This is a genomic window from Mucilaginibacter pedocola (genome assembly GCF_002013915.1).
Lineage (GTDB): Bacteria > Bacteroidota > Bacteroidia > Sphingobacteriales > Sphingobacteriaceae > Mucilaginibacter > Mucilaginibacter pedocola.
This window is the reverse complement of the sequence record NZ_MBTF01000037.1, coordinates 1-21279: the sequence shown is the minus strand read 5'-3', so window position 1 is coordinate 21279 and position 21279 is coordinate 1. Positions and strand designations below refer to the sequence as shown.

The 21279-nt window shown below is 47.1% G+C and carries 21 protein-coding genes, 1 tRNA gene and 1 pseudogene; 12 read left to right on the top strand and 11 right to left on the bottom strand.

Features of this window, described 5'->3' with window-relative positions; translation table 11 throughout:
* Positions 1 to 28 precede the first annotated feature (28 nt).
* The 4 genes from BC343_RS26425 to BC343_RS26410 all read right to left on the bottom strand — a co-directional run bounded on the left by BC343_RS26425 (position 29) and on the right by BC343_RS26410 (position 3005).
* Positions 29 to 718, bottom strand: a complete 690-nt coding sequence (locus BC343_RS26425) for a DUF6193 family natural product biosynthesis protein (RefSeq protein WP_078350833.1) — start codon at positions 716 to 718, stop codon at positions 29 to 31.
* A gap of 6 nt (positions 719 to 724) precedes the next feature.
* Entirely contained in the window at positions 725 to 1285 is a 561-nt protein-coding gene (locus tag BC343_RS26420; RefSeq protein WP_078350832.1) for a hypothetical protein, read from the bottom strand.
* A 195-nt stretch (positions 1286 to 1480) separates the two neighbouring features.
* Positions 1481 to 2239: an SDR family NAD(P)-dependent oxidoreductase gene (locus BC343_RS26415; protein ID WP_078350831.1), complete on the bottom strand. Its 759-nt coding sequence runs from the start codon at positions 2237 to 2239 to the stop codon at positions 1481 to 1483.
* A 13-nt stretch (positions 2240 to 2252) separates the two neighbouring features.
* On the bottom strand, positions 2253 to 3005 hold the full coding sequence (locus BC343_RS26410; protein ID WP_078350830.1) for an SDR family NAD(P)-dependent oxidoreductase: 753 nt from the start codon (positions 3003 to 3005) through the stop codon (positions 2253 to 2255).
* Between the two features lie 102 nt (positions 3006 to 3107).
* Here BC343_RS26410 and BC343_RS26405 point away from each other — a divergent pair, with 102 nt between their 5' ends.
* The 5 genes from BC343_RS26405 to BC343_RS26380 all read left to right on the top strand — a co-directional run bounded on the left by BC343_RS26405 (position 3108) and on the right by BC343_RS26380 (position 6847).
* A complete protein-coding gene (locus BC343_RS26405) occupies positions 3108 to 3467 on the top strand; it encodes a winged helix-turn-helix transcriptional regulator (protein ID WP_238381877.1) in 360 nt (119 codons plus the stop codon).
* 407 nt (positions 3468 to 3874) lie between these two features.
* Positions 3875 to 4135: a hypothetical protein gene (locus BC343_RS26395; protein ID WP_078350829.1), complete on the top strand. Its 261-nt coding sequence runs from the start codon at positions 3875 to 3877 to the stop codon at positions 4133 to 4135.
* On the top strand, positions 4132 to 4638 hold the full coding sequence (locus BC343_RS26390) for a helix-hairpin-helix domain-containing protein (RefSeq protein WP_078350828.1): 507 nt from the start codon (positions 4132 to 4134) through the stop codon (positions 4636 to 4638). The genes BC343_RS26395 and BC343_RS26390 overlap by 4 nt, the downstream gene beginning before the upstream one ends.
* A 383-nt stretch (positions 4639 to 5021) precedes the next feature.
* Positions 5022 to 6059, top strand: coding sequence for an SDR family oxidoreductase (locus BC343_RS26385; RefSeq protein ID WP_078350827.1), 1038 nt, complete (start codon positions 5022 to 5024; stop codon positions 6057 to 6059).
* Between the two features lie 8 nt (positions 6060 to 6067).
* A complete protein-coding gene (locus BC343_RS26380; protein ID WP_078350826.1) occupies positions 6068 to 6847 on the top strand; it encodes an AraC family transcriptional regulator in 780 nt (259 codons plus the stop codon).
* Positions 6848 to 6919: 72 nt separating this feature from the next.
* Here BC343_RS26380 and BC343_RS26375 read toward each other — a convergent pair whose 3' ends face one another.
* From BC343_RS26375 to BC343_RS26355, 5 genes are all read right to left on the bottom strand, one after another.
* On the bottom strand, positions 6920 to 7840 hold the full coding sequence (locus tag BC343_RS26375; RefSeq protein WP_162276950.1) for an SMP-30/gluconolactonase/LRE family protein: 921 nt from the start codon (positions 7838 to 7840) through the stop codon (positions 6920 to 6922).
* A gap of 168 nt (positions 7841 to 8008) precedes the next feature.
* Complete coding sequence (locus BC343_RS26370) at positions 8009 to 10474, bottom strand: PAS domain S-box protein (RefSeq protein ID WP_078350824.1); 2466 nt, start codon at positions 10472 to 10474, stop codon at positions 8009 to 8011.
* Positions 10475 to 10658: 184 nt separating this feature from the next.
* Complete coding sequence (locus BC343_RS26365) at positions 10659 to 11057, bottom strand: hypothetical protein (protein ID WP_078350823.1); 399 nt, start codon at positions 11055 to 11057, stop codon at positions 10659 to 10661.
* Positions 11054 to 11935 carry a PAS domain S-box protein gene (locus BC343_RS26360; RefSeq protein WP_078350822.1) on the bottom strand — a complete coding sequence of 294 codons (882 nt, stop codon included), beginning with the start codon at positions 11933 to 11935 and terminating at the stop codon, positions 11054 to 11056. Before BC343_RS26360 ends, BC343_RS26365 begins: the two co-directional genes overlap by 4 nt.
* A 171-nt stretch (positions 11936 to 12106) precedes the next feature.
* Positions 12107 to 12994, bottom strand: a complete 888-nt coding sequence (locus BC343_RS26355; RefSeq protein ID WP_078350821.1) for a LysR substrate-binding domain-containing protein — start codon at positions 12992 to 12994, stop codon at positions 12107 to 12109.
* Between the two features lie 108 nt (positions 12995 to 13102).
* On the opposite strand from BC343_RS26355, the gene BC343_RS26350 reads away from it, so the two are divergent.
* The 3 genes from BC343_RS26350 (at position 13103) to BC343_RS26340 (ending at position 16317) form a co-directional block, all read left to right on the top strand.
* Positions 13103 to 13654, top strand: a complete 552-nt coding sequence (locus BC343_RS26350; protein WP_078350820.1) for a hypothetical protein — start codon at positions 13103 to 13105, stop codon at positions 13652 to 13654.
* A 213-nt stretch (positions 13655 to 13867) separates the two neighbouring features.
* Positions 13868 to 15196, top strand: coding sequence for a PAS domain-containing protein (locus BC343_RS26345; RefSeq protein WP_078350819.1), 1329 nt, complete (start codon positions 13868 to 13870; stop codon positions 15194 to 15196).
* Positions 15193 to 16317, top strand: coding sequence for a sensor histidine kinase (locus BC343_RS26340; protein ID WP_078350818.1), 1125 nt, complete (start codon positions 15193 to 15195; stop codon positions 16315 to 16317). Before BC343_RS26345 ends, BC343_RS26340 begins: the two co-directional genes overlap by 4 nt.
* A gap of 122 nt (positions 16318 to 16439) precedes the next feature.
* Here the strand turns inward: BC343_RS26340 and BC343_RS26335 are convergent.
* A tRNA-Phe gene (locus tag BC343_RS26335) sits at positions 16440 to 16512 on the bottom strand.
* Between the two features lie 144 nt (positions 16513 to 16656).
* Positions 16657 to 18252, bottom strand: a complete 1596-nt coding sequence (locus BC343_RS26330; RefSeq protein ID WP_078350817.1) for a glycoside hydrolase — start codon at positions 18250 to 18252, stop codon at positions 16657 to 16659.
* A 143-nt stretch (positions 18253 to 18395) separates the two neighbouring features.
* Here BC343_RS26330 and BC343_RS32020 point away from each other — a divergent pair.
* From BC343_RS32020 to BC343_RS26315, 4 genes and pseudogenes are all read left to right on the top strand, one after another.
* Positions 18396 to 18530, top strand: a pseudogene (locus BC343_RS32020) (hypothetical protein); the annotation flags it as partial.
* Positions 18469 to 19296, top strand: a complete 828-nt coding sequence (locus BC343_RS26325) for an AraC family transcriptional regulator (RefSeq protein WP_394333397.1) — start codon at positions 18469 to 18471, stop codon at positions 19294 to 19296. The pseudogene BC343_RS32020 and the gene BC343_RS26325, both read left to right, overlap by 62 nt.
* An 81-nt stretch (positions 19297 to 19377) precedes the next feature.
* Positions 19378 to 19980, top strand: a complete 603-nt coding sequence (locus tag BC343_RS26320) for a helix-turn-helix domain-containing protein (RefSeq protein ID WP_238381876.1) — start codon at positions 19378 to 19380, stop codon at positions 19978 to 19980.
* Positions 19981 to 20297: 317 nt separating this feature from the next.
* Positions 20298 to 21263: an IS110 family RNA-guided transposase gene (locus BC343_RS26315; protein ID WP_078347262.1), complete on the top strand. Its 966-nt coding sequence runs from the start codon at positions 20298 to 20300 to the stop codon at positions 21261 to 21263.
* The last annotated feature ends 16 nt before the right edge of the window (positions 21264 to 21279 follow it).

The following is a 21279-nucleotide window of genomic DNA, read 5'->3' as shown; positions in this document are numbered from 1 at the left end:
GTTTTGGGTGGGAAAAGGAAAAGGCATATCACAAATCATCCGCTGTTCCGGGCACTGCCGGTTGAATATTCGCAGGTAGGTTTTGTTTGAGTAAAGATATTACCTCTATAGCGTTGCCACCACCTAACAAAGTATTATCCGGCAGCCGAACTTGGTAGGTACCATCAAGAGCTGCTTGGATGAGGGGAATATCAGAAGTGTAAGGATACCCGGTGCATCTGCTGAAGCAAAGCCTGTTCATACTCGTGAAAGGAAAGAGCGCGCCTAATACCTCGTCTTGCTTAGCAAGCCTAACTACGGTCGAGATATTTTTCAATGAGCGGTCATTTAATACCCTGTTCCAGGCATATTCAACTTCCCTGCCTTCTTCAAAAAAAGCAGCCTGCTCGGTTGGCGAGATAAAAGGGAACTGGCCTGAAAGTTCTTTTATTTTAATATCGTTGCATAACCACCGATCAATTGCGTTAGCTAATTGGATAACATCAGTGGTGCTTCCGTGGGCAAAGCAAACGCCATTTTTCCAAAAGTCGGGCAGTATCAAGGTGTCGTCTTCCGCAGTATAAATTTGCGAAAACTTCGCGCCGTTCTCTACACACGAACCGAAATCGGGGAGAAAATTCTCTTCATCAACCCTCACCTTTAATATAGAACCTATTTGCGCGAACGCACGGTTCAAAGTATCATCGAGTTTTGTGTGTTTTGCTAATTTGATATACATAGTACTTTATCCGTATTGCTCCAAAAAGTCCTCTATACGGTCGTCATCATCCAGGTTCTGAACGGCTTCAGCCAATTTAAGATGCCCCTTGGCAATTGCCAGGGCCGTAAGTGCGGTGCTTATAGTGCTCGTGTCCCAATCGTTATCCAATATCATCGCAACTAAGTCCTGTAACATGGACAAAGCCTTACTGTATACAGGATACAGCGCTTTTGGTAAAGCCGGGTTGCCATCTTTGTGGCGTTGTATCTCTATTAAAGATACCAAACCCAATACATCCCAGGTCACGATCTTATTTTCTTTTGCTATCCGTACCATGTGCGGAACTGCATAGTAAGATGCCGGGCCAAGGTCGCCCTGGTGATGAAGATCCTCCCATAACTCGCGATATACTTCCTCAACCTCTTTGGCATTGGCTGCTTTTTCAAGTTTCCTCAGCGAAATTGAAGCGTCGTAACCCGAAGCTCTATACCCGCCTTCCAATTCGGACCAACGCGGGTCTGCCAGCTCTAAATAGGGCTCGTTTATTTGTTTTTTAGGGAAAAAGTCGCCGAGTTTGAAAGACATGTTAATAAGGTTTGTTAAAGATAAACATTGTTACCCAATTCTTAACCTATGGCATTTAATCCCCATACTGCCTGCCTGCAACTGTAAGTAACCGCACCAGAAAAGTTCCGTCCAATATATGCCCACTGAATGTGAATGCCAACGGTGTTTGGGAAGGGCGGGCCCTAAGTGCCCGCTCTCTGCATTTAACAGTCATTAAAACCCATACATCCCACCCGAAACGGAAATTTGTTCGCCGGTTATCCAGGCGGCATCATCCGATGCCAGGAAAACTGCGGCTTTGGCAATATCTTCTGGTTGACCGCGGCGGCCGAGCGGCGTATTTGCAATAAACATTTTTTCGTATTCGCTGCCTACGGTAACGCCTGCGCTGCGTGCGCCTTCGGTATCGGTAGCACCGGGTAAAATAGAATTGATACGCACGTTTTTGGTGCCCAGTTCTTTGGATAAAGCAATGGTGAAAGCATCCAATGCCGCCTTGGTTGATGAGTACAAAGAGGCATTGGGCAGCGGGTATTTACTGGCTCCCGAACTGATATTGATAATGTTGCCGCCATTAGCGCCAAACAGCTTCAGCGCTGCCTGTATGGTTAATATAGGCCCCAATACGTTCACATTAAAGCTTTGGTGAAAAGCTTCTACAGATATCATTTCGATAGGTGCGTAGCCTTGCGATACGGCATTATTCACCAAAATATCCAGCGAGCCGAAAGCCGCTACGGTTTCTTCGAATAGCCTTGTTACGTCGGCCTCTTTTGATACATCGGCTTGTACGGCAATGGCTGTGCCGCCGTTTTCTGTAATCTCCTTTACAACTTTATCTGCGCCTGCTTTGCTCGAGGCATAGTTCACTACCACCTTAGCGCCCGCTGCTGCAAAGTATTTTGCTATGGCGGCACCTATTCCTTTTGAAGCACCGGTAACTACCGCTACTTTGTTTTCTAACTTTTTCATGTTTTTCAATTAATTATTTCGACAAATACGTCATCCCACCATCTACCAATAGCTCGGCACCCAGCATAAACGAAGAATCGTCCGAGGCCAAAAAAACCGCCGTTTTACCAATATCTGAGGGTTGGCCAATCCTGCCTATCGGCATTACGCTGGCGAAATGTTGCTTTAATCCATCGATCTGTTCGGCGGGAACGAACTTGTCGAAGGCAGGCGTATCGGTGGTTCCGGGTGTAATTACATTCGCACGGATCTTCCTGTCCAGTAGGTCGCTGGAAAATCCTTTGGCCAAATAGATAACCGCAGCTTTGGCTGCGCCATACAGCGTGAAAGATGCATAGGCACGGTGCGCTGCGTTTGAGCCGATAAGGATGATAGATGCACCATCATTCATGTATGGCAAGGCTTTTTGCACGGTGAAGTAAACACTCTTGAGGTTCAGGTCCATGGTTTGGTTGTAGTCTGCCTCGCTGATGGTTGCTACCGTTCCAATGGTTCCGGCACCCGCGTTGGCCACTAATACATCTATCTTACCAAATTTTTCTGATGCCTCTTTAAACACGCGTTCCAGATCAGCATTGTTGGTCACATCAGCATTAATGCCAATGAAGCTGTCTCCTAATCGTGCTGAGGCGCTGTCTAACGTTACCTGGTTCCTACCTACAATGGCTCCTGATGCGCCTTCGTTTTTTAATGCTTCTGCAATACCGAAGCCGATACCGCTATTGCCACCGGTTATAACGGCTACTTTGTTTTTTAATTTGCTCATTACTTTTTCATTTAAGATTTCGTGGGCAAAGCTATAGTACTAAAGTTATTTTTAGTAACTTAGTACCGAAAAGTAATGGTAACACAGATGTAACTAAGTATCATGGCAACGTGTAAAATAACTGAGTTCCACCAGGAACAGAAAAAAAGGATGCGGTCGGTTCAGGATGCGATGGATGCCCTGAACGGGAAATGGAAGATCGCGATCATCTCATCGATATGCTGCTACGGCAAACGGCGGTTCTCTGATATTTTGAATGATGTGGAAGGGGTATCTAACCGGATGCTGAGTAAAGAACTGAAGGAACTGGAAATAAATGAGCTGATCACGCGCACGGTTCTACCGACCCAACCCGTAACGGTAGAATATCAACTTACCGAACACGGCAATACGTTGCAAACCATCATTACCGAACTTTCGGACTGGGGCGTAGTGCACCGGAAAAAGATAGCAGGGAGATAATTTGCTTATTGGGTAACGCGCGGCACGCGCGCACCAGCGATAATAAAATAGCGGTTGGATAATGTATACTAACATACAATCAAATGAAAACTGGGTGTTCTTTCGCTCGGTGATCGACGGAGAAGAACTTCTGATAGATGGCTTGAATATTTGGGGCACGAATGGAAAGATCTTAGGAAGTCGGTAAGGGTGCAAGACCCTCTTTACCAACAATGGCACGAAATGGGCATTTTTGAAATTACTGACGGACAAACCCTCGTCCGCTTTGCCGCAGGCGAGTTCTCCAATATGGTTTGGGGGATATACCTGCCTGCTTGACAAAAATTCCTATAAAAACCTTTTCGAGTTCCTTTAATAAATTACTAATTTAATTAGCAAATAGGCGATTTTATTGTACCTTTACTTGCATGAGGAGCAAGCTATTCCACGAAAAACCTACCAACGCCCAAACAAGTACCGGCCGCTGGCTGCGCATATTGCCCGATACAGGCGAGGGCTATGCTTTGTACGATGCCATGCAGGAGGCTAATGTTGGCCGCATATTGTTCGATGCGGATGACAACTGGATATATGATGGCACTGTGCTTGATGTTTATGAGCAGGAAGAAGTAGCAGGCATTATTGGCGGGCACCAAAAAGAAATGGACCAATTGCTGAAAACGCTATGAAAAAGAACATTGACTACGAACTAACCGTTGCCGAGAAGCAAACGCTGAAGCAGCAGAAGGTGAGCCAAAAAATGCTGCGCGATTACGCGCCTGATGAGATAGCTGCCATGCTTGCTGCCTCGCCGCAACGCAGTAAAGAGTTGCATGCCCTTGCGGAATTCCAAAGCATTCCATCTTTAGGCATCGGCTTTGCCAAAGAGTTGATGGCACAAGGCTATTATTCGCTGGATGAATTGAAAGGCCGATCTCCGGTAGAACTTTTTGATGCCTACGAAAAGCACTGCAACTGCTGGGCCGATCCATGTGTAGAAGATTCGTACCGTTTGCTTACCCACTACATTGAACACCGCGACGAAAGTAAACGCTGGTGGAATTTCACCGCCGAACGAAAGGCCTACCGCGAAAAATACGGCTTTCCGCCCGATCGCCCCACCCGTGCCTGGCACGAAACCGGGCTGTTTCCAAAAATGGAATCGTATAAAGAGAAGTTGGAGGGGAAGTGATCATTAGTCATTGCTTAATGTTCTGAAACGCTTCGTTAGCTGAGGCAATGATATATGTTCAGCCTGTGGATGTTCATTTCTTTTGGCAGCAAAAGAAACGAACCAAAGAAAACTGCCGGCTGCGCCCTGTTCTATGAAAGGCAATGCCTAAGCAGGGCCTGTGGTTACCGAACAGGCCAATGCCGGTTTTTATTGTCTTCGACAGGTTCCGTGCGAGAGTTATTTTAAATTACTCTCCACCGCTGGTGCGCGCGTGCCGCGCGTTCCCTTGCAAGCTATCCAAGCCACCCCCACCCGCCTTTTAAACAAAGCACCTTACGCCTTTTAAACAAAATTAGCGGGGCTGTTTACACCGATTTTTGTGTCATCAAATACCATAAGAGATGAACACAAATTCAGATAACGGAAAATTAGTTTTAGTAACAGGCGGTTCGGGCTTTATTGCCGTACACTGCATTATTCAATTGTTAAATGCAGGCTACCGCGTAAGGGCTACCCTGCGTTCGTTAGATAAGGCAGCTAATGTACATGCCATGCTGGCCGAAGGTGGCGCCAACGCTGGCGATAAACTCAGCTTTATAAAAGCCGACCTGTCAGCAGATCATAACTGGGCCGAAGCCGTAAAAGGCTGCGAATATGTACTGCATGTAGCCTCGCCCACTCCTAAACTCAACTTTAAACACGAAGACGAAATGATCGTCCCCGCCCGCGAGGGTGTGCTGCGGGTATTGCGTGCGGCCCGCGATGGCGGTGTAAAACGGGTGGTACTAACATCGGCCATAGGTGCAATAGTTTACGGGCACCCCGACCAAACCGCGCCTTACGACGAAAGTTATTGGAGCAATACCGAAAAAGCCCCTGCCTATCAGAAATCGAAAACACTGGCCGAAAAGGCCGCCTGGGAATTTATACAACGCGAAGGCGGTGCGCTTGAATTAAGCGCGGTTAACCCCACAGGCGTAATGGGGCCGGTGCTGGGTGCCGAGTATTCGCACTCTATAAACGTGATAAAAAACCTGTTAACCGGTAAAATGGCAGGCAGCCCTAAAATAAACTCCTTCTTTGTGGACGTGCGCGATGTAGCAAGCCTGCACCTGCTGGCCATGACCAGCCCCATAGCCAATGGCGAACGCTATATAGCTACCGCGGGCGAAAGCATCTGGATGGTTGAGGTAGCTAAAATATTAAAAGATAACCTTGGCGAGGCCGGCGCAAAAGTAAGCGTAAAGCAACTGCCCAATACCCTGCTGCGCGTTGCCGCCCTTACCGACCCCATGGTAAAAAGCATGCTGCCGCTATTGAGTAAACACATGAATACCACCAGCGCCAAAGCCATTGATACACTAGGCTGGAAACCGCGCAGCACCAAAGAGGCCATACTTGCAACGGCAGAAAGCCTCATCAGGTTAAATTTATTGTAAATTGCGTTATGGAGATAGCCGAAGTGTTTGTATCCTGCAAAAAAGAGATCCATTACAGCCGCGAGCTTACCCTGCCTTTCCCGGTGCTGCTGCGCGTACTATCTGGTGAGGTGCGCATTTCCGCTGCCGACCGTAGTTTCAGGTTCCGGGCGGGCGATACGGTATTGTTCCCGCGCGACCAGCTGGGCCGCATGAGTAAGCTGCCCCTCAACGGCGAACCCTGCCTGGCCATATCCGTTATTTTCCGCCAGGATAGGCTAAAGCGCTTTTATACCAATGAGCGGCCGATGGCACCACGCAGTAACCTGCCTGTTATATTTACCGAGAATATGCTGCTGCAGAGTTTGTTTAATTCGGTGCAGCCCTACTTCGATTTAAATGATGCTTTGCCCGCCGATATTGCCGCCTTTAAGGTAGAAGAAGCGATAAGAGTACTACGCACTATTAACCCGGCAGCCGATGGGTTGTTAGGGTATTTTGAAGCACCCGGCAAACTGGACCTGGCAGCTTTTATGGAGCAGAATTTCAGGTTTAACCTGCCGTTGGAGAAGTTTGGGTACCTCACAGGCAGAAGCCTCACCACCTTCAAAAAGGATTTTAAACAAGCCTTTAACCAAACACCCGGGCGATGGCTAACCAATAAACGGTTAGAACTGGCGCATTACCAGATTGCCGAGCACAAACGCAAACCATCCGAAGTTTATTTAGACAGCGGCTTTGAAGACCTTTCGCATTTTTCTTTCGCCTTTAAAAAGCGCTTTGGATATAACCCTACAGAACTGGTTTGACACGAACGCGGCACAAACGCACGAGCGCCAAGCTACGCTGGTGCGCGCGTGCCGCGCGTTCCAAAACAGCTATTACAGCATCTTTATCTTCAGCACATAATTACCTGCTGTAATAAACATTTCTTTAGTGTTGTAAGCTATCTCGCAGTTAGAGGTATCAATATTGATCTTCACACGGCCAAGGGGTACACCTTTACTATCAAAAACCCACACGCCGCCGGGGCCGGTAGCGTAAACGTGGCCTGCCGGGTCAATCTTTACGCCGTCGGATGAACGGGGTGCTTTTTTGAATTCGGCACGCCCATCGTAAAATACATGCCCGTTGGTTAGCTTGCCATTTTTATCAATGTCGTACTTGTACCAAAAAGGCTTGTTAGTATCCGAATTAGCAATGATGAGGCTGCGCCCGTAGGGGAACAAGGCAATACCGTTAGGGCGCGATATCGAATCTACCAGCAGCGTTACTACGCCGTTTTTACTTACACGGTATACCCCTTGGTAGGGTGCATCTTTTTTAATGCCTTCCACCAGGCCATAGGGCGGGTCGGTAAAATAAATATCGCCGTTTTTGGCAACTGCCAAATCGTTAGGGCTATCAAAGCGTTTGTCCTGATAGCCTTTGGCCAATACTTTAAACTTCGCCTTTGGTGCATTAATGGGGGCATCCATCACGGCCAGCACGCGTTCACCATCTTGGCAGAGTAGCAAGCGCCCATCGTTGGTTAAGGCCAAACCATTAGAACCCTTCTCCCCTGCCCTTGGCGCTGTACCCAAATACCCCGAAGGCTCCAAATAAAGCGCCTGGCCTTTGGCAGCCGTCCACTGGTATACTTTGTTATTGGGTACGTCAGAAAACAGTAGCATCTTTTTGCCGGGTACCCAAACCGGCCCCTCGGCCCATTTAAAGCCTTTGGCAATAACCTCCGCACGCGCATCCACGCTAAAAAGTTTCTTCATCTCAGGGCGGAATACCTCTATTGAGCCTGTTGGCATATCGGCAGTTTTAACCTTTTTGGGTTGCGAAAAGGCAATTATGGGCAATATAAGCAAGGCGGGCACAAGACATTTGGCAAATTTTGAGCAAAACATAGGTATAATTGTTTATGCTAATGTAGGCAATCAGCACCATTTATCAAGGCGCTATCAAAGCCATCTGCAACCTTAATTAGAAAAGGCGCTGTCGGTAATGTTTTGGATCACCTGGTCGAGTTCTTTTGCCGACAGTTGTATGTAACCGGTAATTTCCGCTATTTCTTTATTATTGGGGTTTGTATCGTGCAGCAGGTTTACCAGCCCCATTATACGCGATAGCGGCGCACGCACAATGTGCGATTGCATCCAGCTTATTTCGCGCAGCTTTTTGTTCTGCGCCTCTATTTCGGCTACTTGCCGGTTGCGTTCGGTAACATCCAACACCAGGGCCAACCTCGCAGGGCGCTCGTGGTATTGCAGTGCGCTGCTTACAATTTCTACCTGTATGGCCTCGCCATTCTTCTTTAGATGGGTAAACACACCCGGGCGAAACAAGTGGTTATGCAGCCGGCGCTCTTCAACGGCGCGGTTGAGGCGATCTACCTCACCGGCAGGGCGTATTTCTCGCAGCGTCATGCTTAAAAATTCTTCGCGGCTATAGCCGTATTGTTTAATAGCAGCGCTGTTTATATCCATAAAAGCCAGTGTATCGGCATCAAACACAAACATGGGCAACGGGTTCATGTGAAAAAGTTCACCGTACCGCTGGCCCGAGGCCGCCAGTTCTTCGGCTTGCTCCTGTAGTTTCAGTTGAGCGCGTTTTTGTATGTCGATATCCTGTACCGTACCATAAACCTGTGTACAAACACCTCCGTCAAACTTGCCCTCGCCCAAAATACTTACCCAAATCATTTTTCCGCCGCCGGTGCGCACCTCTATTTCAATATTAAAAGGGTCACCTCCATTTATAACATCGTCAATAGAGCCGTTTATTTTATTAAGCGACTCGGGGCCGCAAAATATATCTGCCATATGCCATTGCATATCATAATCGGGCGCTACCTCCAGCAGTTCGCGCGTTATGTCCGACCAAAAAACATTTCCCGTTTGCGGGTAAAGGGCCCAGCTACCTATATGGGCCAGTTCGTTGGTTTTATGCAATAGTTCTTCCAACTGCTTTTTCTCTGTAATATCTCTTGCTATGCAAAAGTGTATACCTTCTTCGGGAGATTTACGAACGCTCCATGCCAGGTTAATAACCGAGCCATCTTTTTTTATATACCTGTTCTCGAACGAATGTGTGTCTATCTCTGCCTCAATAAAGCGTTTCATTCGGTGGCGGCTTACCTCCCGATCGGCCGGGTGAATAAGTTCGTCTATCGTTTTCTGAACAAACTCATCTTCTGTATAGCCCAAAATGTTGCGCACAGCCGGGTTAACCCACCTGAAACGCCTGTTGGTACCAACCGTACAAACAATATCGGGCACGCTCTCAAAAAGCCTCTGCAATTCTTCTTCGGCCTGTTTGCCCGCCGTAATATCATAGCAAATAGCAATGTGCCTGTAGGGCTTGCCATCGGGGTTCAGGAAGGGTACAATAGTGGTTGTTACCCAGTAAAAGCTTTTATCTTTTGCCCGGTTGCGTATATCGCCCCGCCATATTTTACCCATGGCCAGGTTATGCCTTATGTTCTTTAAAAAAGCTTTTGGGTAATGGTTATAAATAAGCAGTTGATGATCCATCCCCAACACCTCCTCGCGCGAATAGCCCGATATGCGGCAGAAATAATCATTAACGTGCGTAATACTACCAAAGCGGTCGGTTACCACAACAATAGCGGCTTCGTCGAGCGCGTACTGGTAGGCCGATAGCTCCTGCATCATGCCATCCAGTTTTGTTTCGGATAGTTTGGTTTCGATTACATCATGAAAATTCAATACAATGGCCCGTATACCGGGTTCATCCAGCCAGTTGGTAAATATGCAATCGAGATGTATGAAGTGCCCATCAGCATGTTGGCACCTAAAATGGCATTGGCGCGACTGCCCCGGAAAAAGCATCAGATCGTTGAGCACGGCCTTTACATGTGCCAGGTCTTCGGGGTGCACGGTTTCATAAACGGTGAGCACAGCGCGCTGGGTATCTTTAAAACCGGTAATGCGTGCAGCCGAGGGGCTGCGGTAAATAAAATTAAGCCTGCTATCAAACAAACTAATGCCCGAATGGCTATGCTCAATCAATTGCCTGAAAAGGCTTTCGTTGTAGAGAAAAGGGCTATCGGCATCTGAGGCGTTACCGGGCTTGTATCCGCCCGAAAGGCTTTGGCCAAGCAGCGCGTACGAATCGCCTTCCCCGTTTGTGGTTATAAGTTGCAATTTCACCAGCACCATTTCGCCACCGCGGGCCAATTGCCACTCTGCTTGGTAAAATGGCCTCGAATGTGTTGAAAGTAAAGCTTGGGCTAATTGCGATTGGCTGAAAAGTATATCGGCAGGCATCCCCAGCACTTCGGCAGGTTCAAAACCAAAAAAACGAGCGGCACCGGTATTCCAGTTAATAACCTCTCCTTGTTGGTTCAATAAACAGATAGCACAATCGGTTAAATGCTCACAAAGCACTTCCAATAGTGGATTGTGCAATAAAGGTTTAGCCATAGTAATATAAGCTGCACTCCAAACGAATACATTAAAAAATCAGGTTATGCAAGATAGCGCAAGGTTTTTAAAATTGAAAATTTTTGGTTTATTTCTGTTGGCCTTGCATGCCACTACCATTGTTAACCTGGCAGGGCATTCAACCTAATTGCTACCGCCGTTGATTGCGGCCTGCCCGGCGGCACTACTCGGGTAATACAGTTTCTACGTGCTGCACAATTCGCCCTACGGCTTCATCAAGCTGCTGAACAGATAGCCCCATGTAATCGAGCAATTCGGCTTGCTCGGCAGTTAGCCCGGTTTGCTTAATAAGCATGGTTAAGCCAATAATGTTGGCCAGCGGAACTCTCACCACGTGCGAATGCTCATAAGCAATTTGGTGCAGCTTTTTATTCTGGAGTTTAATGGCGTGTGTATAGTTAACCTGCTCGGTTATATCGGTTGTTATAATAAGCCTTGCTTTTTTTCCATTAAACAAAATATCCCTGCGCCTAACCTCTACATGCAATGGGGTGCCATCTTTACATACATGCATGGTGGTATATACCGGCGTAAACTCGGGCGATACCCGGGCGACCCTCAAAATTCGGGCAGCTGTCCTTGCAAATGAATATCCTGCAGTTTCATCTGCAAAAACTCTTCCTCGGTATACCCATAAGCATTCAGCGCTGCATTGTTCACCTGCAAAAAGGCCAGGCTTTCACTGTCTAATATCCATTTAGGCAGCGGGCTCTGAAAAAACAGCGTGCGGTAATGCGCTTCCGACTCTTTAAGTAACTCGCTGCTTACCTGTTTCTCGTGCCATTCTTTTTGCAGGTTGCGGTAAAGGGAATTTTCTTTCACCATTGTTCGCTCCAGCCCGGTTAGCAATTGCCTGATGAGTATAACAACCACCAGGTCCATAAAAACAAAGTTGACCGAATAAATAAGCCAATGGTTAAGGGATACATTTTTGAAAAGTTCGGGCAGGTTAAAGGGCCTGAGCCAAATAACAAGGGCAAAAAAGCTGCATATAGCAAAGTTTAAGGCTACAGTGCCGTATGCCAACCGGCTGGAGAACTGAAGGGCCACGTATATACTTAAGGGGAACAGGTAAATGCAGCCCATGGTGAACGAACCCATAAAAGCCATGGCCACTATGGCGAAACACACTATTACCCCCGCTATAAACATTTTACGCAAGTGGATGCTGATTTTGGTTGTGGTAGCAAAAAACGCAACCGAACCAAGCGCAAAAAAGTTCACGGCTACAATGTAGGTATGCCCCTCCTGCAACTCCAGTATAACACTCGGTATCAGCGCAAATAAACTAACCGGCAAGGCAAAAAATATGGCAGTTGTAAACAGCCTGTTCTGCCAGTAGCTCAGGTCGCGTTGCCCGCTTACTGTATCTTGCAGTATCCGTTTTCCAACGAAAGCGGTATAGTAGTTTCGGAATTGATTGCGGAAAGAAAAAGTCATTTGTATCGGCAGAAATTTGTAAGAGAAACAGAAAAGGCATGGTGCATCAAAACAATGAAATGCAGCTTTAGTAAGCAGCCATCATTCATTTTAATCAAGCCGATTCATCGGCAGACGTTTTCCTTAGGGGAATCAATTATACGTATAATTACGTGTATTTTTGCTTATTATTTAACCTCCAATTTTCTTCCCTTCCGCAATTAAGCATTCTGATAATTTTAGAGCGGCTTTTTTGCGGTAGGCTTCCAATGGCCAGGTAATGGTACCAAACCTCGCCATACCATCGGCTTTTATCTCAACAGCCACCAGTTCGGGATGATCGAATATCGAGGAGGCCATTAGCACCGTTGCCCACTTGCCGCTGCTTACTAATTGCAATAAGGTATTAATGTCGTTTACCTCCATTCGCACATCAGGCGTTACGCCCTGCTTTGTCAACGCACTATCCAGATAGTTGCGAATACTATACCCTGCCGATGGCAACAATAAATGCATGCCTTGAAGCAGTTTTATACTAATGTGCCTTTTACTTGCCAACGGATGATCGCGGTGTACAATTAAGGAAAGCCGCGACAAAAACAGCTCTTCGGTAATATAACTCCCGCTGCTATCTCCCCGGAAAAACGACAACATCATATCCAGCTTACCCTCGTTGAGTTTGTGAAGCAATTCTTCAGTAGTCCCAAACCCAATCTGTAATTGAATAGCGGGGTACTGTTCTGCAAAGCCAATTACTGCTTTTGTAAGCAGGTTGGTAAGCCCATAAGTAACACCTACCGCCAGCGTACCGGTGTGCAGGTTCATCATATCTTTAAGCATATCGCGGCCATCTTCGGCATCCTTCAGGGTTTTGCGGGCGTAGGGCAAAAAGGTTTTGCCCGCTTCGGTAAGCCTCACACGCTTGGCTATACGATCAAACAGCGGCAGGCGCAGTTCATCTTCCAGTTGTTTTATTTGTTGCGAAAGGGTGCTCTGGGTAATGAAAAGCTGTGCGGCGGCATCGGTAAAGTTTTGCAGTTCGGCTGCTTTTACAAAGTATTTCAGTTGGCGGAGTTCCATAACTAAAGATAGTCATTAATCGGTTTTACCGATGAACTATATCGAAAAAATGAGTTTAGACGATTACCAAATAACCACCACCTTTGAAATATCAAAACAAACAAAGCCATGGAAATTAAACAAACATCAGAAAACGCCCTTTCGCACTCTACCGTAAAAGCTATCATCAACGCACCTATCGAAAAAGTAAACATCGCCGACTGGCTGTTCAATCTTCCCGATGCCGAATACCAGGCCTGCTCTACGGCACATATCGCCGCCGGCTTTACCCGCACACCGGATGGCCAACCCATGTCTATAAACGTGGAAACTATTGGTACCGCACTCATCATACAGCACTACGTAGCCACCGAGTACCGTGCCGATTACTGCCGCATGTTATCGGTATCAGACGCCATCACCGCCAACGGCCGCAGCAAAGTGCAGGTGCTATGGGAACTAAAAGCCACCAAAATAGACGATAACACCTGCGAGTACACCAACGAGATACACGCCACCGCTACGCCAGAGTTTTTAGAGCATATTAAAGCCCACAACATTACCCTGGCACAAGCCGCCCACGACCGCCAGGAAGCATCTGACGCGCACAACCACGAAGAAACGCCGCTATTTGCCAAAAGCATTGAGAAGAAAGCGTTGACCGGGGAGTATGGGATATAAGTAAAGCACGGTCGCCCGATGTAAAAAGAATGCCCTGATCTTTATCGATCGGGGCTTTTTTATTTGCCGGGCCACAACTCCTCCAATTCAATTTAGCACTCACCCGCAATAATTATGATACACCTTTTGCGGCTACGCCCTTTTTACTATTAGAACATTTATTTAACTTTAAAAGTTCTAAAATTATTGCACTGTTTTTCCCTAATTGAAGATATGACTAATAATAAAGGCCTTACCCCTGGCCAACTATTAACCATTTTACAAAACTCTACCGATGCTACTGCCATTTACAGCAATGCAGATCTTACCATTGCATTTGTAAACCAGGCCATGCTGAAGATATGGGGGAAAGATGCTACCGTGAACGGCTTACGATTTGAAGATGCTTTGCCGGAAATGACCGGGCAGCCATTTACTCAATTGCTAAAGAACGTTTGGGCCACCGGGCAGACCTATGAGGCCAAGGGCACGCCTGCGCAAATAATGGTAGACGGCCACTTGCAAACCTTTTATTTCGATTTCACATACCGCCCAATGCTCGACGATGAGGGCAAAACCTACGCCCTTTTGCATACCGCTGTAGAGGTGAGTGCGCGTATAGCTTTGCAGCAGGCCGAGCGCCGTTTACAGCAACTGGTATCAAGTTCGCCGGTGGGTATGTGTATTATAGACGGGCAAGACCTGGTTATAGAGACCGCCAATGAACAAATGCTGGTAATATGGGGGCGCACCCGCGAAGAAGTGATTGGCAAAAAGCTGATGGATGTTTTCCCTGATCTGGAGGGGCAGCCTTTTCCGCAATTACTGCGCGATGTGCTGAACACCGGGCGTTCACTGGCCATTAAGGAAACACCGGCTGATATTGCCGGCACCGACGGCAGTCCCCGCAAAATTTATATCGACCTGGGTTACGAGCCGCTCGAGGACTCCCAGGGCAATATAACTTCTATACTTGCCACCGTAACAGATATAACCGCCATTGTGGAAAACCGCAAGTTACTGGAAGCAAGCGAAGCGTTATTAAAAGACCTTAACGAAGAACTGGCCGCCGCCAACGAAGAATATATGGCCACCAACGATGAGTTGCAGGCCCTGAACGAGGAATATACATCTGTAAATGAAGAACTAACTGCAGCCAATGAACAATTGGACGAGATAGGCCGCGAACTGCAAAACGCTAATCAAAAACTTAATGCATCAAATGCCGGGCTGCGGCTGGAAAACGAAGTGCTGCTTTTAAGCGAGGCCAGGGCGCTCGCGCTTTTTGCCGATGCACCGGTTGCCATAGGCCTGCTAACAGGGCACAGCCTGGTAGTAGAATCGGCCAACGGTAAGTTACTGGAACTTTGGGGTAAAACGGCCAGGGTTATAGGCCTGCCCCTGGCACAAGCCCTGCCCGAATTGGAAGGCCAGCCTTTTTTAGATTTATTGCAGGATGTGCTGACCGACGGAAAACCTTACTATGGAGATGAAGCCAAAGCGTTAATTGAGCAAAACGGCGAATTGGTAAGCATATATTTCAATTTGTTTACCAGCCCGTGAAAGATGAGAACGGGCAAACTGTATCGGTAATGATCGTGGCTACGGATGTGAGCAGCCAGGTTGAGGCACGGCAGGATGTTTTAGAGGCGAACAAGCGCTTAAGTCTTGCACTGGAAGCGGGGCAATTAGGCTCTTATGAGCTCGATATCACATCGGGACGAATGACCTGCAGCGATCAGTGTAAAAAGAATTTTGGTTTGGCTGCGAACGCTCCGCTCGATTTCCCCGACCTGATAGAAGCCATTGTACCCGAATACCGCAATTACGTGCAGGAGCAGATCAATGCCGCACTTAAAAACGACAGCGTATACACAGCTGAATACCAAATCACCTGGCCCGATGGCTCACGGCATTGGATACTGGCATCGGGCAGGCCTCGCTACGATGCGGAAAACCAACCCGTTAAAATGGCAGGCGTAACGCAAAACATTACCGAACGTAAGGGTTTTGAGCAGCGAAAAGATGATTTCCTGAGTATTGCCAGCCACGAACTAAAAACTCCTATAACCAGCCTGAAAGCTAATTTACAGCTAATGGAACGGTTGAAAGATAAGCCGGAGAGTCCGCTCTTGCCTAAACTCATCGAAACATCTAACCGCAGCATGGCCAAAATAACCACTTTGGTGGATGACCTGTTGAATATTAACCGTTTCAGCGAGGGCAAGTTGAAATTACAAAAAGAATGGTTCACCATTTGGGAAATGCTGGACGTTTGCTGCAATCACATACGCATAGAGCAGAAGCACGAATTGGTAGTGCAGGGCGACAAGAGCCTGCAAATTTATGCCGACGAACACCGTATAGACCAGGTGGTGGTAAACTTTGTGAACAACGCAGTAAAATATGCGCCGGCATCTAAAACTATTTGGATGATCATTGATGAGCTGGAAACCGAAGTAAAAATATCGGTAAAAGATACCGGCCCTGGCATACCCGCCGAACAATTGCCGCACCTGTTCGACCGTTACTGGCGGGCAGACCACTCGGGTAAAAATTATTCGGGCCTTGGGTTAGGCCTGTTCATTTGCGCCGAGATCATCAACCGGCATGGCGGCCGCATCGGCGCCGATAGCGAATTGGGTAAGGGCAGCACTTTTTGGTTTACCGTACCCAAGGTTTAGATCAAGAATACCGCCATATAGTACATAAAAGCGAGTATCTGTCTTTTAGATATAATTATTGTCCAGCGAAGGGTATAAAATAAGAAAAGCCTTTGATCTTTCGATTAAAGGCTTTCTTTTCGTGGTACCAACTGGGATCGAACCAGTGACACATGGATTTTCAGTCCATTGCTCTACCATCTGAGCTATGGTACCGCGTTCCGTTTAAGGTTTGCAAATGTAGCGTTTTTTCGGTTACTGTAAAGTTTTTTTTGAATTTAGTTTTCATCCTCGCCAAAAATCGCCCTCCTCTGCCTGAAATTCAGCCGATTAATTTTTCAATTATTTTCGCCACACCACTTAATTCAGCACAATAGTGGTTACCGAACGGGGCTTAACCACTATGCCGTTGCTTATTTTTTGTACCGATGAGGGTTTCAAATCTTCTTCGGGGGCTGCCGAAGTGGTATAAGTGCGGTACTTGCGGATGCTTTTAAAGTTTTTGAGGGCAAGGTTGACGGGCATTGCCTCATCGGTGTAGTTAACAGCCACTATTACCAGTTTATCCTTTCCGCCGTTAAAAGCCGAAAGCATCAGCTGCTGCCCGGCCTTTACATCGTCCATATTATCGCTGCGCTGCATGTTGAGCCTTTTCATGCCCGGGCGTATAAAGCGGCTGTAGTTGCCCATTGCCCACAGGTTTTTAGTGATGCTGAAGTCGCCGTCGGTATGTTGTTCGTTCGGTTTAAGGGCGATGAGGTAATAGCGCGTATCCCATTCGGCGCTGCCGGGTTCGTAACTGTTCCACAGTTGCCAGGCGGTAGCATTGCCTATGGTAAGGTCGCGGTTGATAATTTTAGCTAAGAACAGGGCGCAATCCATTTGGCTGCGTTTGGCTTTTGTGCCTTCGCGGAAACCATCGCCCAGCATCGAATATTCCGACTGCCAATACTTCACGCCGTATTTAGCGGCTGTATCTGACAAATGCCTGCGGGTAGCCACCATAGCGCTGTCGCCACTATCGGTAAAGTAGCTGTGCCCGGCAATAATGCGCGGCACGGTTTTAAGTTTTGCAAAACTCAGTTTGCTGCTATCGGTAAAAAAGTTTTGTATTTGCCGCGAGGTTGCGGTTTTTCCGCCATACAAATAGTTGAGCATACCCGCCTCGGTGGTTAATATTTGCGTGCTGAGTTTCGCTTTCTGCAAAGCGGCATCTAAGGTTTCAACGGCATGGTGTATCTCAGCATTGGCCCAGGCGCTCCCCTCCTGCGATGCCTGGCCCTTTTTGTTGTACCAGTCCCATTGCGGTTCGTTCACAGGGCTGATGTAGTTAAAATGCAGCCCTTCGCCATCGAAATGCTTTATCACTTCGACCAGGAATGCAGCGTAGGCTTCATAAGCTTCGGGCTTGAGGTTGCTGCGGTAGTCTTTAACGGTTTTATAGCCCAAGCCATTTTGCGTGAACTGCACCGGCGGCGAGTTCACAAAGGCTATGAGGTTTTCAACGCCGTAGTCCTTAGCCTTGCGCAGGAACCATTGGTAGCCGCTTTGCTTGCTCCAGTCGTATTTGCCGTCGGCACTTAAAAAGCATTCGGTGCGTTTGCGGAAATCTTTAATACCGCTGCTATCGCCCTGCTCTGCGGTGCCTGCGCCTATATTAAAACGCCATGCGGAAAGGCCTATGCCTTTAGGTGCGCCGGTGTCATCGAACGCTCTACTGAACATCAATTCGGCTATTTTCTCTTTCTTGCTTTGAGGCCAGTATTTACCTATCCCCTCCGAAAACCAGCAACCCGAGGCACCGATGTTCTCGATAGTTTGGGCGGTGTTATTGGCATCAACGGTAATGGTTAAGGCTGCCTGTGGCTTTGTTTGGGCGAACGACTCCTGTGCAAATGCCAAAAAGCCGGTAAACAATAGAGCAAGCTTAATGTATCGGGGGAAGCGGATATTCATAGGCGTAAATTTAAACTTTTTGCCTGTAGGGCATTGTAACTAACCTGTTGAAATAAAGTGTAGAATTTAACGGCTTTATCAAAATATTAAGCGATATTGTATTATTGTAAAATATAAAATGCATTTACAAGCTTAATGATTGAATTTTTGTAGATTCATCCTTACCAATTATCCCCCAAAATGAAACCGCAGTTATTAAAAGTATCTACCAATTTGGTGCAATCGTTCAATGCACGGCGCGATACCCGGCCCAACGTGAACGGGCATTGGCATTACCACCCCGAAGTGGAGCTGATATACCTGAAACAGGGCAGCGGTACACAGTTCGTTGGCGACCATATCTCGCATTTCAGCGATGGCGATGTGGTATTGGTAGGCGCTAACCTGCCCCACTACTGGCAATTCGACGAGCAATACGAGAACGATGAAGCCAGCGCCGATGTGAGCGTAGTACACTTCACTGAAGATTTTTGGGGGCCACAGTTCCTCTCCTTGCCCGAAAACAAGGATATTAAAAACCTGCTGAACAGGGCAAGGCGGGGACTACAACCGATAGGGGCCAGCGTGCCTAAAATTGGCGAAATGGTGGAACAAATAACCCGGGCCGAAGGCAGCCGCAAAATTATACTGCTGATGGAGGTATTAATGGCCATAGCCGCTGCCGAAGAAACCAAGGTACTGGCATCGCTTGGCTTTCAGCATAACTTCCAGGAATCGGAGAAGGACCGCATCAACGCCATTTATAATTACTCTATCGAGAATTTTAAAAAGAAGATAACGCTGGAGGAGATAGCTTCGGTGGCCAATATCAGCCCCAACTCGTTCTGCAAGTTTTTTAAATCGCGCAGCAAAAAAACCTACTCGCGCTTTATAAACGAGATACGAGTAGGCAGCGCCTGCAAACTACTCATCAATAACCAAATGAACGTGAAGGAGATATGTTACGAAAGCGGCTTTTACAACTTCGCCAGTTTTCATAAGTATTTTAAAGAGATAACGGGTAAAAGCCCGCTGAGTTATCAGAAATGTTATGTGAAGAAATAGGTTACGTCTTTGAAGGGCATCCGTGTGCCGCAGGGTCCTTTTGCAAAGAGACCCTGCGGGGACGGAAAAGCCAGCGCCGATGTGAGCGTAGTACACTTCACAGAAGATTTTTGGGGGGCGCAATTTCTTTCCCTGCCCGAAAACAAGGGAATTAAAAACCTACTGAACAGAGCACGGAGGGGCTTACAACCTATTGGGGCAGGGGTACCTAAAATTGGCGAACTGGTAGAACAAATAACCCGGGCCGAGGGCAGCCGCAAAATCATCCTGCTAATGGAGGTATTGATTGCCATAGCCGCTGCCGAAGAAACCAAGGTACTGGCATCGCTGGGCTTTCAGCATAACTTCCAGGAATCGGAGAAGGACCGTATCAACGCCATTTATAATTACTCTATCGAGAATTTTAAAAAGAAAATAACGCTGGAGGAGATAGCCTCGGTAGCCAATATCAGCCCCAATTCGTTTTGCAAGTTTTTTAAATCGCGCAGCAAAAAAACCTACTCGCGCTTTATAAACGAGATACGAGTAGGCAGCGCGTGTAAGCTACTCATCAACAACCAAATGAACGTAAAGGAGATATGCTACGAAAGCGGCTTTTACAACTTCGCCAGCTTTCATAAGTACTTTAAAGAGATAACCGGGAAAAGCCCGCTGAGTTATCAGAAGTGCTATGTGAAGAAGTAGCCTTACGTTTTTGAATGGCATCCGTGTGCCGCAGGGTCCTTTTGCAAAGAGACCCTGCGGGGACGGAAAAAAAACGATGTCATCCTATGTTTGCTTATAGGAAAAAGTTAAGTGTTTAGAGTAAATTTAAAGTAGAAGAAAAAGGGTAAAGAGAAAGATCACGAGTTGTCATTGGCTGTAGGAAGCCGTTCGAAATGCAGATCACTTTACCCCTTTGCTTACAAGCTTGAACAGTTCATTAGGCCACAAGAGCCTGTATGTAGGATTGATAAGCAGTAAAGCAGGTTCTTCTACAGTATTTATCTCAAAACAAAGTTATGGAAACTCATGCAAATTACATTGGTGTAGACATTTCAAAAGCGTCCTTTGACGTATCAGCCGGCCGACGCCATTATCAGTTCAGCAACGAAACTACAGGCTTCGACGGCTTCTTAAAGCTATTGGATACAGATAGCCATATCGTGATGGAAGCATCCGGCCCATATTATTTAAGGCTTGCTTGCTTCCTGCATACGAAGGGCATTAAGGTAAGTGTGGTAAATCCTTTGGTGATTCGCCGCTACAGCCAAATGCGTATGTCCCGGGCTAAAACAGATAAGAAAGACGCACTCCTGATCGCAGAGTATGGTGCCATGGCTAAGCCGGAGCAATGGGCCCCACCACAGCAGCATGTGGTAGAATTACAGCAAACAGAAGCCATTTTATCAGGATTGAGCAAGCAGCATACTGTGTTAAGCAACCAGCTTGAAAGCTTTACAGCTACAGGAATGATGCAAAAAGCACTGAGGCAGACGATACAAAAAGAGCTATGCCACCTTAAACAACTTATATCACGGCTTTCAGCTAACATGGAAAAGATCGTTCTTGAACATTATGGGCAAATGCTATCAGGACTGAAAAGCATACCTGGCATTGGCAAAAAAACAGCGATAATGCTCATCCTGGTAAGCGGTGGTTTCGAGCGTTTCGGCGATTGCAGTAAATTAAGCTCTTACATTGGGACATGCCCGCGCCTGTTCGAATCGGGCAGCAGTGTAAAAGGCAGGCCAAGAATATGTAAAATGGGCATGTCTGCGATCAGGGCCTCATTGTATGTATGCTCATGGAGCGCAAAACGCTGCAATAAAGCCTGCCGGGAGCTTTATGAACGCTTGCTGGCAAAAGGAAAAGCCAAAAAAGTTGCTTTGATCGCAGTCGTAAATAAGTTGCTAAAGCAAGCTTTTGCAATAGCTAAAACTAACTCAACATATCAGGAAAATTATTCAAATATTATTTGCTTTTAAACACAGTTCATTTCGA

Coding starts and splice junctions, on each gene's coding strand:
- BC343_RS26425 (WP_078350833.1), bottom strand. CDS start 718: ATGTATATCAAATTAGCAAAACACACAAAACTCGATGATACTTTGAAC.
- BC343_RS26420 (WP_078350832.1), bottom strand. CDS start 1,285: ATGTCTTTCAAACTCGGCGACTTTTTCCCTAAAAAACAAATAAACGAG.
- BC343_RS26415 (WP_078350831.1), bottom strand. CDS start 2,239: ATGAAAAAGTTAGAAAACAAAGTAGCGGTAGTTACCGGTGCTTCAAAA.
- BC343_RS26410 (WP_078350830.1), bottom strand. CDS start 3,005: ATGAGCAAATTAAAAAACAAAGTAGCCGTTATAACCGGTGGCAATAGC.
- BC343_RS26405 (WP_238381877.1), top strand. CDS start 3,108: ATGGCAACGTGTAAAATAACTGAGTTCCACCAGGAACAGAAAAAAAGG.
- BC343_RS26395 (WP_078350829.1), top strand. CDS start 3,875: ATGAGGAGCAAGCTATTCCACGAAAAACCTACCAACGCCCAAACAAGT.
- BC343_RS26390 (WP_078350828.1), top strand. CDS start 4,132: ATGAAAAAGAACATTGACTACGAACTAACCGTTGCCGAGAAGCAAACG.
- BC343_RS26385 (WP_078350827.1), top strand. CDS start 5,022: ATGAACACAAATTCAGATAACGGAAAATTAGTTTTAGTAACAGGCGGT.
- BC343_RS26380 (WP_078350826.1), top strand. CDS start 6,068: ATGGAGATAGCCGAAGTGTTTGTATCCTGCAAAAAAGAGATCCATTAC.
- BC343_RS26375 (WP_162276950.1), bottom strand. CDS start 7,840: ATGCCAACAGGCTCAATAGAGGTATTCCGCCCTGAGATGAAGAAACTT.
- BC343_RS26370 (WP_078350824.1), bottom strand. CDS start 10,474: ATGGCTAAACCTTTATTGCACAATCCACTATTGGAAGTGCTTTGTGAG.
- BC343_RS26360 (WP_078350822.1), bottom strand. CDS start 11,935: ATGACTTTTTCTTTCCGCAATCAATTCCGAAACTACTATACCGCTTTC.
- BC343_RS26355 (WP_078350821.1), bottom strand. CDS start 12,994: ATGGAACTCCGCCAACTGAAATACTTTGTAAAAGCAGCCGAACTGCAA.
- BC343_RS26350 (WP_078350820.1), top strand. CDS start 13,103: ATGGAAATTAAACAAACATCAGAAAACGCCCTTTCGCACTCTACCGTA.
- BC343_RS26345 (WP_078350819.1), top strand. CDS start 13,868: ATGACTAATAATAAAGGCCTTACCCCTGGCCAACTATTAACCATTTTA.
- BC343_RS26330 (WP_078350817.1), bottom strand. CDS start 18,252: ATGAATATCCGCTTCCCCCGATACATTAAGCTTGCTCTATTGTTTACC.
- BC343_RS26315 (WP_078347262.1), top strand. CDS start 20,298: ATGGAAACTCATGCAAATTACATTGGTGTAGACATTTCAAAAGCGTCC.